The sequence below is a fragment of the Natronospira sp. genome (genome assembly GCF_007134575.1).
Classification (GTDB): Bacteria; Pseudomonadota; Gammaproteobacteria; order Natronospirales; family Natronospiraceae; genus Natronospira; species Natronospira elongata.
In genome coordinates this window covers 1-14,343 of the sequence record NZ_SLKM01000013.1, presented here as the reverse complement: position 1 = coordinate 14,343, position 14,343 = coordinate 1, and the positions used below count along the sequence as shown (strand labels likewise).

Annotated in this window: 10 protein-coding genes and 1 pseudogene; 9 read left to right on the top strand and 2 right to left on the bottom strand. The window is 63.1% G+C overall.

Annotation, left to right across the window (positions count from 1 at the left end; translation table 11 throughout):
• The 3 genes from ACJWXQ_RS00505 to recG form a co-directional block, all read left to right on the top strand.
• Positions 1-1,649, top strand: a 1,649-nt coding sequence (locus ACJWXQ_RS00505; RefSeq protein WP_406671918.1) for a RelA/SpoT family protein, incomplete at its 5' end; no start/stop codon positions are given.
• A gap of 141 nt (positions 1,650-1,790) precedes the next feature.
• Positions 1,791-2,177 carry a RidA family protein gene (locus tag ACJWXQ_RS00500; protein ID WP_346051469.1) on the top strand — a complete coding sequence of 129 codons (387 nt, stop codon included), beginning with the start codon at positions 1,791-1,793 and terminating at the stop codon, positions 2,175-2,177.
• Positions 2,178-2,181: 4 nt separating this feature from the next.
• A complete protein-coding gene (recG, locus tag ACJWXQ_RS00495) occupies positions 2,182-4,278 on the top strand; it encodes an ATP-dependent DNA helicase RecG (RefSeq protein WP_406671917.1) in 2,097 nt (698 codons plus the stop codon).
• Here recG and ACJWXQ_RS00490 read toward each other — a convergent pair.
• Positions 4,263-7,211 (bottom strand): diguanylate cyclase domain-containing protein, encoded by a 2,949-nt coding sequence (locus ACJWXQ_RS00490; RefSeq protein WP_406671916.1) that lies wholly within the window; start codon positions 7,209-7,211, stop codon positions 4,263-4,265. The two genes, recG and ACJWXQ_RS00490, sit on opposite strands and share 16 nt — an antisense overlap.
• Before the next feature lie 153 nt (positions 7,212-7,364).
• Between ACJWXQ_RS00490 and ACJWXQ_RS00485 the strand changes: the two genes are divergently transcribed.
• Positions 7,365-7,898 (top strand): chorismate lyase, encoded by a 534-nt coding sequence (locus ACJWXQ_RS00485; protein WP_346051465.1) that lies wholly within the window; start codon positions 7,365-7,367, stop codon positions 7,896-7,898.
• Positions 7,895-8,839 (top strand): 4-hydroxybenzoate octaprenyltransferase, encoded by a 945-nt coding sequence (gene ubiA / locus ACJWXQ_RS00480; protein WP_346051462.1) that lies wholly within the window; start codon positions 7,895-7,897, stop codon positions 8,837-8,839. Before ACJWXQ_RS00485 ends, ubiA begins: the two co-directional genes overlap by 4 nt.
• Before the next feature lie 32 nt (positions 8,840-8,871).
• On the opposite strand, the gene ACJWXQ_RS00475 is transcribed toward ubiA, so the two are convergent.
• On the bottom strand, positions 8,872-10,164 hold the full coding sequence (locus tag ACJWXQ_RS00475) for an MFS transporter (RefSeq protein ID WP_346051539.1): 1,293 nt from the start codon (positions 10,162-10,164) through the stop codon (positions 8,872-8,874).
• Positions 10,165-10,442: 278 nt separating this feature from the next.
• On the opposite strand from ACJWXQ_RS00475, the gene ACJWXQ_RS00470 reads away from it, so the two are divergent.
• The 4 genes and pseudogenes from ACJWXQ_RS00470 to ACJWXQ_RS00455 form a co-directional block, all read left to right on the top strand.
• Complete coding sequence (locus ACJWXQ_RS00470) at positions 10,443-12,236, top strand: hypothetical protein (protein ID WP_346051460.1); 1,794 nt, start codon at positions 10,443-10,445, stop codon at positions 12,234-12,236.
• Between the two features lie 110 nt (positions 12,237-12,346).
• A complete protein-coding gene (locus tag ACJWXQ_RS00465) occupies positions 12,347-12,955 on the top strand; it encodes a penicillin-binding protein activator LpoB (protein WP_346051458.1) in 609 nt (202 codons plus the stop codon).
• An 11-nt stretch (positions 12,956-12,966) separates the two neighbouring features.
• Entirely contained in the window at positions 12,967-13,992 is a 1,026-nt protein-coding gene (locus ACJWXQ_RS00460; protein WP_346051457.1) for a hypothetical protein, read from the top strand.
• A 30-nt stretch (positions 13,993-14,022) separates the two neighbouring features.
• Positions 14,023-14,343 (top strand): annotated as a pseudogene (locus tag ACJWXQ_RS00455) (hypothetical protein); the annotation flags it as partial.

Here is a 14,343-nt window from a genome sequence, read left to right as displayed (position 1 = left end):
CACTAGACAGGCTGCGTGTATTGTCACTTAACGACGGGGACCACATGGCAACGCTTCTGGCTGAACATTTGGAGATTTTCAAAGCAGTGCGCGATGGTTGCGCCGAACAAGCGCAGGACGAAATGCGCCGACATCTGCGGCGGGTGCGGGGAAACCAGAAAGAAATCTTCCGACGCATCAATCGCGCTTTTGGCGAGGCCCTGGTTGCCGAGAATATTTCCGCCGAGGTGGGAAGCCGCGAGAAGCATATCTACAGCATCTATCAAAAGATGCGGAAGAAGCGTCTGTCATTGACGGATGTGCTGGATGTCTACGGCTTTCGGGTAACGGTGGACAAGGTGGATACCTGTTATCGGGTGCTCGGTATTGTCCACAACGTCTACAAGCCGGTGCCGGGGCGCTTCAAGGACTATATCGCCATCCCCAAGGCCAACGGTTATCAGTCCCTTCACACCACGCTGTTCGGTCCTCACGGTGTGCCCATCGAGGTTCAGATCCGCACCCATGAGATGGATCGCATTGCCGAATCCGGGATTGCCGCTCACTGGCTCTACAAGGGGGCCGACAAGGAGGGGCTTTCCGCGCCGGAGGAAATCCGGGCCCGGGAGTGGCTCAAGGGCGTGCTGGAAATGCAGAAGGGTTCCGGCAACTCCATGGAGTTTCTGGAAAACGTCAAGGTCGACCTGTTCCCCGACGAGGTCTATGTGTTCACGCCCCGGGGTGATATCCGGCGTCTGCCGCGGGGTGCCACGGCAGTGGACTTCGCCTATGCCGTGCATACCGATGTGGGTAATGCCTGTGTGGCTGTCAAGATCAACCGCCGTCTGGCACCGCTGCGGACCCGGCTGGTGAATGGTCAGACCGTGGAGATCATTACCGCCGAGAATGCCCGACCCAATCCGGCCTGGCTCAACTTTGTGGTGAGCGCCAAGGCGCGGGCCGCCATCCGTCATTACTTGAAAAATGTCCATCAGGAAGAAGCGGTGGAGATGGGACGGCGTCTGCTTGAGCGGGCCCTGGGCGAACTGGGCTTCAAGTTGCGCCAGATCCCCCGTTCCCGCTTCAATGCCTTGCTGAAAGAGTTTCACATGGAAGATGCCGAAGAGCTCTATGAGCAAATCGGCCTGGGCCAGCGGGTCGGGCCCATCGTCGCCCGTCGACTGCTCCCGGACGAAGAACTGGGTGAAGCGCCGGCGGGCAGCAGTGGCCCCCTGACCATCAGCGGTACCGAGGGCATGGTGGTGACACTGGCCCGCTGTTGCTATCCCATTCCCGGTGACCCCATCGTCGGCTATCTCAGTCAGGGCCGTGGCATCGTGGTGCATCGGGATGATTGCACCAACCTCAATGAATACAGCAACGATCCCGACAAGTGGGTCGAGATCCAGTGGGAGAAGGGACTGGCGCGGGACTTCTCCGTGGATGTGAAAGTGGACGTGGAGAACAAGCGCGGCGTTCTGGCCTCGGTTGCCGCCACCATGTCGGAAGAAGGCTCCAATATCGAGCATGTGGACGTTCAGGAGCGCGATGGCGCTCATACGACCCTGCATTTCGTGTTCAACGTTCGTGACCGCAAGCACCTGGCCACCATCATGCGCTCCATCCGCGCCATGCCCGAGGTCCTGCGCATCGTTCGCACGCATGCGTGAGCTACGAGCTGCGAGCTACGAGCCAGGCACTCAGAACTCAGTACTCAGAACTCAGCACCCAGAATTCCCCTTCCCCTTGCAGTCCGTCCTGCCAGCACCGAAACTTGAGACTTCCCCATTTGCTGAAAAAACGGAGTCCCCATGTCGCGTGAGGTGATTCATTCGGACAAGGCGCCGGAAGCCATCGGACCTTATTCTCAGGCCATCCGGGTTGGTGAAACGGTCTATCTCTCCGGGCAGATTCCCCTGGACCCGGCCACCGGCAGTCTGATCGAGGGCGATATCGAGGCACAGGTCCGGCGGGTGTTCGATAATCTTTCTGCGGTCTGCGAAGCGGCCGGTGGCAGCCTTGCCGATGTGGCCAAGCTGCAGATTTATCTCGTCGACCTGTCCCATTTCGGCACCGTCAACGAGATCATGCAGGAATATTTTCAGCAGCCCTACCCCGCCCGCGCCGCCCTCGGTGTGGCCCAGCTACCCAAGGGGGCGGAGGTGGAGATGGATGGCGTGCTGGTGTTGCAGCGCTGAACTCATGAGCCAGCCGGAGGCAAAGCCCGATAGCGCGGTTTCCGATCTGGTCCGGCTCAAGGGCGTTGGGCCCAAGCTGGCGGAAAAACTTGGCAAGCTTGGCATCCACGGCGTTCGGGATCTGCTCTTTCATCTACCGCTGCGTTGGGAGGACCGAACCCGGGTCGTGCCCATGGGCAGTCTCCGCCCGGGTGACCGGGTGGTGGTGGAGGGCCGTGTTCAGCATGTGGAGACGGTCTATCGCCGTCGCCGCAGTCTGCTGGTTTCCATTGCCGATGGCAGCGGCAGTCTGCTGCTGCGGTTCTTCCATTTCTCCCGTGCCCAGCAAGAGCGCCTGAAACGCGGTGTGCAACTGCGTTGCTTTGGTGAGGCCCGGCGGGGCAGGCGGGGCCTGGAAATGGTCCATCCCGAGTATCGGGAGGTGTCGGCGGATACCCCGGTGGAGGAAGCCCTCACTCCGGTCTATCCCACCACCGAGGGGCTGAATCAGAATCGTTTGCGTGCGCTCATCGATCAGGCCCTGGCCTTGCTGGACAATGACCCGGCCCTGCTCCGCGACCTTCTCCCTGAAAGCATGCTCCCGGCCAATCTGCGCATGGACCTGCGTGAGGCCCTGCGGGTCATTCATCGGCCGCCGCCCTCCATTTCCTTGCAGGCCCTGACCGAGGGCGAGCATCCGGCCCGACGCCGACTGGCATTCGAGGAACTGCTCGCCCAGCGCCTGAGTCTGCGTCTGGCCCGTGCCCGTTTTCGTCAGGATCCGGCGCGCGCGCTGCACGGTGATGATCGCCTGGTGCCGACTTTTCTGGAGTCACTCGATTTCACCCTGACCCCGGCCCAGCAGCGAGTGCAGGCAGAAGTCTTCAAGGACCTGTCCCGGGAAGAGCCCATGCTGCGCCTGGTGCAGGGGGATGTGGGCTCGGGCAAGACCGTGATTGCGGTCCTCGCCGCGCTTCGGGCGGTGGAGGCCGGTGGTCAGGTGGCGGTCATGGCGCCCACCGAAATCCTGGCCGAACAGCATTTGCAGAATTTTCGCGAATGGCTGGAACCCCTGGGTCTGCGGGTGGGCTGGCTATCCGGCAAACAGGCCGCTGCCGAGCGGCGCTGGACACTGAAGGCGGTGGCCCACGGCGAGATTGATGTGGTGGTGGGTACCCATGCCCTGTTTCAGGCGCAGGTCCGTTTCCGGGATCTGGCTCTGGCGGTGGTGGACGAGCAGCATCGCTTCGGTGTCCATCAACGCCTCGCCCTGCGTGAAAAGGGCGAGCAGGGCGGTCGTCAGCCCCACCAGCTGATCATGACCGCCACGCCCATTCCGCGCACCCTGGCCATGACCGCCTACGCCGACCTGGATGTGTCGGTGATCGATGAGTTGCCGCCGGGCCGAACGCCGGTGAAGACCGTGGCCCTGCCCGAGTCCCGCCGTGCCGAGGTGGTGGCGCGTGTCGCTGATAATTGTGCCGAAGGCCGCCAGGTCTACTGGGTCTGTCCGTTGGTGGAAGAATCAGAGCTATTGCAATGTCAGGCCGCTGAAGACAGTGCCCTGGCCCTGCGTGAAGCCTTGCCGGGGATTGAAGTGGGTCTGGTCCATGGTCGCATGAAGGCGGTGGACAAGGAATCGGTCATGCAGCGCTTCAAGGCCGGCGAAATCCGATTGCTGGTGGCGACCACGGTCATCGAGGTGGGCGTCAATGTTCCCAACGCCAGCTTGATGATCATCGAGAATGCCGAGCGCCTGGGTCTGTCCCAGCTACACCAGCTTCGGGGGCGAGTGGGCCGGGGGAGCGCGGCCAGCAGTTGTGTCCTGCTTTACCGGCCGCCCTTGAACGAGATTGCCCGTGCCCGGCTGGAAATCATGCGCGAGACCAATGACGGTTTTCAGGTGGCGCACCGCGATCTGGATCTGCGGGGGCCCGGCGAAGTGCTTGGCACCCGCCAGACCGGTGCCGCCGAACTGCGCATTGCCGATCTCATGCGCGACCGGGACCTGCTTCCTGAGGTGGCCGAGGTCGCTGATCCCTTGCTCCGCGACCATCCTGAGGCAGCCCACGCCCTCATGGCTCGCTGGGTGGGCGAGGCCGGGCGTTATGTCGGCGTTTGATCGTCTCTAACTGCTGACGGCCAGACCCGGTTTCGGCCCTTTTCCTTGGCCTGGTAGAGGGCCTGGTCCGCTTTCCGCAGCAGCTCGTTTGAGCGCTCATCGGCACCCGGATGCACGCTCGCCCGACCAATGGACAGGGTGACGCAGCGGGCTACCGGTGAGGCGCGATGGGGAATGCCCAGATCACTTACCCGCCGCCGCAGGCGTTCGGCAATCGTTGTGGCCTCAGTTCCGTCCACGCCGGGCAGGAGGATGACGAACTCCTCGCCGCCGAAGCGAACCAGGGTGTCTTGCGGTCGCAGCAGCCCCTGCAGGGCGTCCACGATCTGGCACAGACAGTGATCGCCGGTGAGATGGCCGTGGGCATCGTTATATTCCTTGAAATGATCGATATCCAGTATCAGCAGACTGAGGGGCTGGCCCCTTTCGGCGCAGTCTCGCCAGTTGGACGTGAGGCAGTCACGCAGCTGGCGCCGGTTGCCGGCCCCGGTGAGGCCGTCCCGCGATGCCTGGGTGCTGAGTTGGGCATTGGCCTGCTCCAGGGCCGCGGTTCTCTCCTCAACCAGGCGTTCCAGCTGACGGCGGCGACTGCGGGCTCGGTAAAGACCCAGGGCGGAAAGCCCGCCGAGGCCGATCATTGCCGCAGTGACCAGCAGCAGAGGAAACCAGATGGTCTCGCGAAAGGGTGCCTTGACTTGCAAAGCCAGCCTTGCAGTCTGCTCACTCCAGATACCATCTTCGTTGGCGGCAAGTATCTCCAGGGTGTATTCGCCTGCTGGCGGATGAGCCAGCAAGAGGCTGCGGCGATTGCCCACATCCACCCAGGGGCTGGTCTCACCCAGGCGATAACGAAATCGCATGCGTTCGGGTGCGATGAAGCTCAAGCCCGTGTACCGGACCTCCAGCTCCCGACGGTCAGCGGGTATGGTGACCGTGTCATCGACAGGGACCGGCTCCCCGCCAACCCGTACGGATTCGATATGCACCGGTGGCGGTCGCAGCTTGAGGGTGTCTTCCTCTCCGCCCAATTGGACAATGCCATCCACGGTGGGGAACCAGTAACGCCCTTGTGCATCGCGCAGTCCGGCGGGCTGACCGCCGCCATTGGTTTCTGCCACCCGCATCCCATCCCGCGTTCCCAGCAGTTGTACATCGGCGCGTGAACGCTCCCCTCGGATCACTTCCAACAGTTCACTGCGCGAGACACGAGAGATACCCCGGTTGCCGCTCATGATCAGTCCCTCCCGATCATCGCGAAGGATACGGGATATCACCGATTCCTTGAGGCCATGACGCTGGTCCAGGACATGCAACGCCTCGCCGTCGAAGAACTGCAGGCCGGCCCCATAGGTGCCCATCCAGATACCGGCGTCATCCCGATGGATTTCCCGCACCCGCGCCCCGCGCAGTCGTGGATCATCACTGATGGGGCTTGCCTGAAGTGGTCCGTCGCCATCCGGGACCGGTGCCTGGTAGGCGCCTTCGTTGGTGGCCAGCCACAGTCTGTCGTCCTCAAGACGGATCTGGACGATGAAATGTGTTTCGCTGCCTTCAAGCCGGCGAAACTGGTCATTGTCTGCGTGGTAGCGGAACAGGCCCTGATTGCTGCCCAGCCAGATACTGCCGTCAGGACCCTGGTGAAGGGCCGTGACCACAATGTCATCGGCCTGATCCTCGCTGCTCCCTGCCGCCGCGGCCAGGGCGATCTGCCTGAAATCCTGCTCCCCGTCCCGCCGGAAAACCCCACCGCCATAGCTGCCTGCCCAGAGTCTGTTCTGGTCGTCGAGCAGCAGGCTGTAGATGCAGCTGTTGGCCAGCCCATGGTTCTCATTGAAGCGCTCGATCACCTCGCCATCCCGGAAGCGATGAACCCCGGAGCAGACGCCGCCGAGCCACAGATCGCCGCGGCTGTCCGCAACCATTGGCAGGATGGAATGATCCAGGGGGCTGCCGTCGCCGCCATGGGCAATGACGGATCCGTCGCGGAGACGGTTCAGGCCGCCGCCATCGGTGCCAATCCAGAGACTGCCTTCCGGATCCTGAAAAAAGGCGCTGATACTGTGGTGACTGAGACCGTCGTCACGGGTGAATAGCTGGTGGCCGCCGGCGTTCACCCGTCCGACCCCCAGCCCCTGGATGCCGGCCCACAGATTGCCCTGAGTGTCTCGGTGCAGGGCACGGATGGAATAGCCATCCCTGTCCGACCAGTGCCACTCGGTGCTCTCAAGACGCTGATCACCCGCCTCATTCAGACGGAGATGAAAAAGGCCCCGGTCGCCTCCGATCCAGAGTCCGTCCTTCTCACCCACCAGACTGTAGACATGCATGCCGGCGGCCTCGCCCACGGACAGCGGTTGAAAGCGACCGTCAGACTGCTCCAGAAACACCCCGTCCAGGCCGGCAACGGCAAGCCGTTGCCGGGGGCCGAAGCGGGCCAGGCTCATCATCGCCGAGCCCTCGGGCAGACCGTTCTCCACTGCTTCCAATGACTCGCCCTGGAGTCGGAATAGCCCATTGTTGGCGGCAATCCAGGCCCGGTTCTCGTCCCCGATGGCCGCGGACAGCGGCCATCGCATCTCGTTGTCGTGATTGGCGATGGGGTGGGCCTTCTCGCCGTCAAAAAACACCAGTCCCCGCAGCTCGCCGCTGACCCAGAATCCATGCGAATGGGCGCCAATGATGCGCAGTCGCCGGCCCGGCAGCCGCTCATCTTCCAGGCGGTGGAAGCGTTCGCCGTCGAAGCGAATCAATCCGTCATAGGTGGCCAGCCAGAGATAGCCCCGGGGGCCGAGGGTGAGGCCGTTGATGGAGTTCTGGGGGAGTCCGTCCTGGCTGGTCCAGACCTCATGGATGTACTGATCGACATCGCGCTTGGGATCCAGGGCGGTCACCGGGCCGGCCATCAGCGAGGTAATCAGGAGCAACACGCTCATTGCGGGCCATTGCCGATGCACTCCCTGCCGTATCACCTATTGCTCCCTTCGGGCATCCGCCCGGCATTCTGAAATCTTGATCTGTCGTCAGTATAGCGAAAGCCGTCGCCACTGCCTGCGGGGCTGCCGGCGGCCATCCGCGGCGATGCTACAATGACCGCCGCCATGAGCCAGAGCAGCCCACAGCCGGAAATCCAGACCCACGCCAAATGGTGCCCGCCCGACTCGGTGGCAGCGGCGCTGCGCCCGGCGATCTGGCCCTGGCTAACGGAAACCGGCTCCCTGACCAACCGTCTGCAGTCCGAGTTCGGTCAAGCGGTGGAAGTGGAGCGCTTGAGCGAGGCCAATGACGGTGATGGGGCCCTGCGTCGGGAAGTACGGCTGCATGTGGGCGGTAGACCCCTGGTCTACGCGGTCAGCCATATCCCTGCCGCCATGCTGGACAGCCTGGATTGGATGACGTCCCTGGGTGACCAGCCCCTGGGCACGCGTCTGTTCTCGCAGGGCCAGACCAGGCGAGAAGATCTCAGGGTTGCCCGTCTGGAAGCCGATGACCCCCTGGCAGAGCGGGCTCGCCAGGGACTGGAAAATGGAGCCCCGGTGCTCTGGGCTCGTCGGTCTCGTTTGCTGGTGGGCAATCAGGCCATGGTTGTTGTTGAATGTTTTCTGCAGGGAGAGTCGGAATGAGGGAGCGGTTCTCGGACCAACTCGCCCGTAAACTGCGCCGCCTGCGCCGCAGCAAGCTGGTGCAACAGCAGTTGCCCGCCGCCGCGACCCGGGTTGGTCATTACATCCGGCTCATGCGGGTGGATCGCCCCATCGGAACATTTCTGCTCCTCTGGCCCACCCTCTGGGCCCTGTGGCTCGCGGGCGAAGGCCATCCCGATGCCAGGGTCTTCGTGGTTTTCGTGCTCGGGGTCTTTGTAATGCGGGCCGCCGGTTGTGTGATCAATGACTTCGCGGATCGCAATATTGACGGTCATGTGAAAAGAACCAGGGAAAGGCCCCTGGCCACCGGCGCCATCAGGCCCTGGGAGGCACTGGCCCTGTTCGCCGTGCTCGGCCTGGTGGCCTTCGGGCTGGTGCTGACCATGAACCCCCTCACCATCAAGCTGGCTTTCGTCGGTATTTTTCTCGCCGCCAGCTACCCCTTCATGAAGCGCTACACCTATCTGCCCCAGGCCTATCTTGGCATCGCCTTTGGCTGGGCCGCGCCCATGGTCTGGGCTGCCCAGACCGGCGGACTCAGTGAACTGGCCTGGCTGATATTCATCGCCGTCATCCTCTGGGCATTGGCCTATGACACCATTTACGGCATGGTGGATCGTGACGATGATCTCAAGATCGGGGTCAAATCAGCCGCCATCCTCTTCGGTGATCTCGACCGACTCATCATCGGCCTGATTCAACTGGCCTTCCTCTTCACGCTTTATCTCATTGGCCAGCAGGCCGAGCTGGGTGTCACCTATCTCTGGGCCCTGGCCTTCGCCGCCGCCAATATCGTCTGGCAGCAATACCTCATCTACCATCGCCGCCGAGACGACTGTTTCCGTGCTTTCCTTTCCAATAACTGGCTTGGTTTCTTCGTCTTCGCCGGCATCCTCCTGGATTACACTTTCACCGCTTGAGGCCGTACCGCCATTCGCGGCCCTCTCAGTCATCAATCAGTCCGGTGTGGATCTCGCCAGCTATCGGCCATGGCGGCGCCGCGGGCTTCATTGACGGGAATGGCGGCGAGGAAGGCCGCCACGAACAGGGCCAGACAGAAGAGGATGGCATCGGCCAGACCCAAATAGGCCTGGATGATGCCCAGGCCAAGGATGCCGAAGATGGCCGCGGCCTTGCCTGCCAGGCCCCAGAAGCCGAAGAATTCGGCCGACTTGCCGCGTGGCGTGAGCACCCCCACCAGGGCACGCCCGGCCGACTGGCTGGAGCCCAGGCTGAGGCCGGCCAGGGAGCCGGCGAAGAGGAAGACGTACTGGGCCTCCCAGTTCACGTCCAGCCAGCGCTCGGCGAGGGCGGTCAGACCCGGGGTTTGCCAGATGGCAATGATGGCCGCCATCCACAGGACCAGCGTGATCATATAGGTCAGGCGGGCGCCAATCCGGGACTGGATCCAGCCGAAGCCGATGGCGCCAATGGCGGCGGTAATCTGCACGGTTACAAACATCATCGCCCGCACATGTTCTTCCCAGCCAATGACCTGGGCGCCGTAGATGAAAGAAAAACTGATGATGATGTAGATCCCGGCCATGACGAAAAAGACCGACACCAGCAGGATGCTCAGATCCCGGAAGCCGCGCAGATTGGAGACCGTATGCCCCAGGCGTCGGAAGCCGATGCGAAGGTAACTCTCCCCCACTGGCGGCGGTCGGCGCCGGCCCCGCTCCTTCAGCCAGATGAAGGTGGGCAGGGCGGCGAGCAGGAAGAAGGCCGCCGCAAATGGCCCGACCCAGCGAATGCGGTCGAAATTGGCTTCGCTGACTTCGCCCAGGATCAGCAGGGTGAAGGCTGTCGCCACCAGGCCGCCGATATAGCCAAGGCCCCAGCCGAGGCCGGATATCCACCCCAGGGCCTTCTTCGGGCCCAGGTCCGGCAGGAAGCTGGCAATGAAGTTTTCCCCGATCGCATAGGCGAAATTGGAGATAATGATCAGGACCACTGCCAGCGTGATCCAGCCCGGTTCCACGAAGTAGAGCAGGGCGGTGGCAATGATGGTGAGCAGGTAGCTGGCGAAGAGGAAGCGTTTGCGGGAGCGGGAGTAATCGGTCAGGGCGCCACAGACCGGCCCGGCGGTCACCACCAGGAAATAGCTGGCCGCCAGGGCCAGGCTCCAGAGCAGGTTGCCGAGGCGATAATCCGGCCCGTCGCCGACAATGATCCGGGTGAACAGGTCGCCGAACACCACCGTGATGATCAGCAGGGTGTAGGCCTGATTGGCGAAGTCGAACATCGCCCAGCCGAAGATTTCCCGTTTCGGTGCCAGTTTTCTGCTGACCACTGTGGCAACTCCCGCGTGCTGACCTGTGTCGCATCCTAACAGCTTGAAGGCCCGTGCTTACCCGAGACAGTCCGGAATCAGGGGGCATTGCGTGGCGTGGCGGGGTGCGATCCGCTAGCATCACCCATTTGGGGTATGTGCAAGGCGGCCGGGATATGTCAGATTAAGTCCATTGTCGGGACGATGGGTCCTGGATCCGGACCGGTCGGCGATTGCAGGGAGAGGGGATAATGAGAAAGGCAATGCCCGCGGGGGGATACCGAGAAAGCCTGGCGCGAGCCCGGGCCCTGGGCCTGATTCTGACGGCAATCATCCTGTCAGGGTGCGCCACCTATGGCCAGGAAGTGGGGGAAGCTCTCACTCTGGCCGATGCCGGTTACTACGAAGCCGCCCAGGAAGGTCTGGAACAGGTTCTGGACGCGGATGGCAACGATCGCCTGCTCTATCACCTGGAGCGGGGCGCGGTCGCCCACCTGGCCGGGGATTTTGAGCAAAGCATCGTCCTGCTGGCCGAGGCGGAGATGATTGGCGAGGATCTCTACACCCGCTATTTCCGCGATGGCCTGCGTTCGGCAATGAGCAATCCCCGCAACGCGCCCTATCGCGGCACCGTCTATGAACTGGCCTACATTCATTATTATCAGGCGCTGAATTTCGCGGCCCTGGCCCAGGCCAGCGACAACTGGCGTGACCGCCGTGATCATCTCGACAGTGCCCTGGTGGAAACCCGCAAGCTGGATGCCCGCCTGCATGAGCTCTCCATCCTGGAGGGCAGCTACGAGGAAGTCAGCGAGGGTGGCCGGCGGAACACCATCATGTCCTCCCTGCTGGTGGGCTTTCACGGCATGAGCGAGGAGATCGCCGATCGCGACAGCCTGCGCTTCAGGGACGCGGCCTGGCTGCGTTACCTCACCGGCGTTCTCTACGAGATGGCCGGCGAGCTGGACAATGCCCGCATCGCCTATACCCAGGCGGCGCAAATCTACGAGGACGGCTATGCCGCCCAGTATCTGCTGGGCGAGGATTTCCTTCGCCAGGCCTGGTTCGATGCCTATCGACTGCAGCACCGCACCGACGGCTGGCGGGGGCGGGAAGACGAGGCCCGGCAGCGAATCGGAGCCGATGGGGTGGAGCGGATCAGCAACAGCAGTGGCGAGGAGGCACATCTGCTGGTGATTCAGCATGTGGACCGCCTGCCTCCCAGGGGCGAGCTCAACCTGATCATGTATGCCGACCCCCGTCGCCGTTCCATTACCCTGCAACCCTGGACCGGTGGCACCCATGATGAGCGGCTCGCCCAGTCGGCCTGGTTTCAGACCATGTATGCCGATACCGGTCCCCTGGCAATGATGGTTCATTACAGCCAGGGTGGTCTGGAAGGGGCCTTCCGGGGCGTCTTCGAAAAGAGTTTCTATGTGGGCCCGCTCTGGGGCCAGTTGGAGTCCTGGGGCATCATTCGTGCCCTGCAGGGCGGGGTTCGGGTCACCGTGCCCTATCCGGGGCCGCCCCGCCCGGAAGTGAGTCCCAGTTTCCTGGAAATCGATGGCCAGCGCGAAGTCCTTGCCCGGGCCGATAATCTGACCATGATGGCCTACCAGGACATGCTGCTCAGTGCGGGCGATGAACTGCGTCGCGAGGTTGCCCGTCGCTTGCTGCAGAACGCCCTGGCCGAGCTGGCGGCCCAGGAAATGGAAGAACGCGGCGGTCTGCTCGGGCAGCTGGGCGGATTGGCCGCCCGCACTGGCACCGCCGCGGCCAGTCGTGCCGACACCCGTGCCTGGCAGACTCTGCCGGCCGAGGTGCGCGTGGCGCGGATTCCGGTGGAGCCGGGCACCAGCCGGGTGCGCTTGCGACAGGGCGAGTTTCTGGGTGGCGAGAAAGGTCTGGCGCCGGCCGTGGAAGTGTCGCTGGAGCCCGGGGAAATCCGCCTGCTGATGTCCCGACGGCTCAGCAACCCACCCTCGATTGAGTTGCCGGGCGACAGTGAGGGCGCCCCGCGGCTGGAAGTGCTGACCTTGAACTGATTATCCGGGCCTGTCCGTGAGGTGCCCCATTCGGGTAGGGGCGGGCAGGCCGGAAATGCACTAGTCTATGGACATCAATTGACTGTTTGCCTGAATGGGAGGGAGAAAGAATGAAAGTCTTTGCACGCTGGATCTTGTTGGCCCTGGTGGCTGTTGCTGTCAGTGGTTGTGGTGGAACCCAGGTTGAACGGGTGGGCGCCGATGAGCAGGTGGACCTGACCGATCGCTGGAACATCACCGATTCCCGCAATGTTGCCTCGGTAATGATCGATGACATGCTCACGTTTCCGTGGTTGGAGCGTTTCCGGGCGGATAACCCGGATCGTGATCGTCCCCGGGTGATCATCCAGTCCGTTCGCAACCGCTCCCACGAGCATATCCCGGTGGATACCTTCATCAACGAGCTGCGCCGGGAAATGATTCGCTCCGGCCGGGTGGATTTCGTGGCCGGCGGGGCCGAGCGGGATGAAATTCGAGACGAGCGCCGTGATCAGGAGTTTCATGCCGACCCCGAAACCGCCGCCCGCATGGGCCGTGAGCTGGGGGCGGATTACGCCCTGGTGGGTTCAATCGACTCCACCATTGATCGCCTGGACGGAACCCGGGTCACTTCCTACCAGGTGGACCTGCGTCTGGTGGATGTGGAAACCAATGTGGACGTCTGGCACGGGCAGCACCAGGAACAGAAGGTGATGCGACGGGCCCGGCGCGGTCTCTGAGGTAAGCAGCCATGATGCTTCGCAAACTGTTCAGCCTGGGCCTGTTGCTGCCATTGGTGGTGGCCTGCGCCGCGGGCCCTGCCGGCGACGCCAATGCGGACACCGGCGTTCCCGACTGGGTGCTCAACACCCCGGATGACCCCCGTTATGTCCATGGCGTGGGTTCGGCTCCGCTGCGCGGTGACCCTGCCGAGGCTCGCCGTGCGGCGGCGGACCGGGCCCGCAGTGACCTGATCTCCAATATGCGGGTCACGGTGGCCGGCGAGACCACCGCCTGGGTGGAGCGGGTCCGGGAAGGGGCCACCGGGCCGGTCACCCGCGGTTTTGCCCAGGAAGTTCGTGCCAGTGTGCCGGAGACGACTCTGGACGAAATCGAAATCGTGGAAGCAGTGCCGGATGGGGCGGAAGAAACGCTCTATGTCCTGGCCCGCCTTGATCGTCCGGCCGCCACCATGCGGCTGGGCAATCAGCTTCGCGATATCCGTGAGCAGCTGGACCTGTTCAGGGAACGGGAGATACCGACTGGAGACCGTATCCGGGCGGTCCGTGCCCTGAAGCCGGCGGCTGAGTTGATTGGCCGTGCCGATAGCATTGAACAGCAGTTATCCATGGTGTCCACCACGGGTCTGCCCAATCGGCCGGTGGCGGACGACTATGCCGATGTGCTGGAGCGGCTTTGGGAAGCGCTCAATTCACTGCGCCTGGATATTGATGACAGCGGCATGGAGTCCCGCTTGCGCTCGGGCTTGCGCGAAGGTCTGATACGCGAAGGCCTGCGAGTCGGCGGCGACGGCAGCCCGGACCTGATCATTGGTGGCGAGCTTCGCTTGCGCAATGTTCAGCGGGGACAGGATCACTTTGCCTTCGCCGAGGGTGAGGTGGTCATTCGTGAACCGGATGGCCGGGTGATCGGGCAGTTCCGTCAGGAGCTGCGCGAAGCATCCAGTGATCCCGGCCTGGCCCAGGATCGTGTCATTGGCAATCTGGCCGACTCTCTCGGGCAGTCCCTGGGTGAGCGCCTGTTCCAGTTTCTTTGATTGTGATTATTGAGAGGAGGGAAGAGTCCCATGCTGAAAAGAAGTCTAGTGCTGCTTGCTGCAGCGAGTTTCCTGGCCGCCTGTGGCGGTACCCCCGAACGCGCCCCCGAGGATCGCATCCCGGAATGGGTGGCTGATCCTCAAGGTCAGATCAGTGACGGCATTGCCGCCACCAACTGTGTGCCGGCGTCCGACCAGTTCGCCATTGATCGCAGTGAGGCGGTGGCCCTGACCCGTCAGGCCCTGGCCAATCAGATCGAAGTGGCGGTGGAGTCCATGGAGGAGACCTATCAGCAGCGGACCCGTACGGCCGAGGGGGACACCGTGACCGGTTCCACCTTCCAGAGCGTG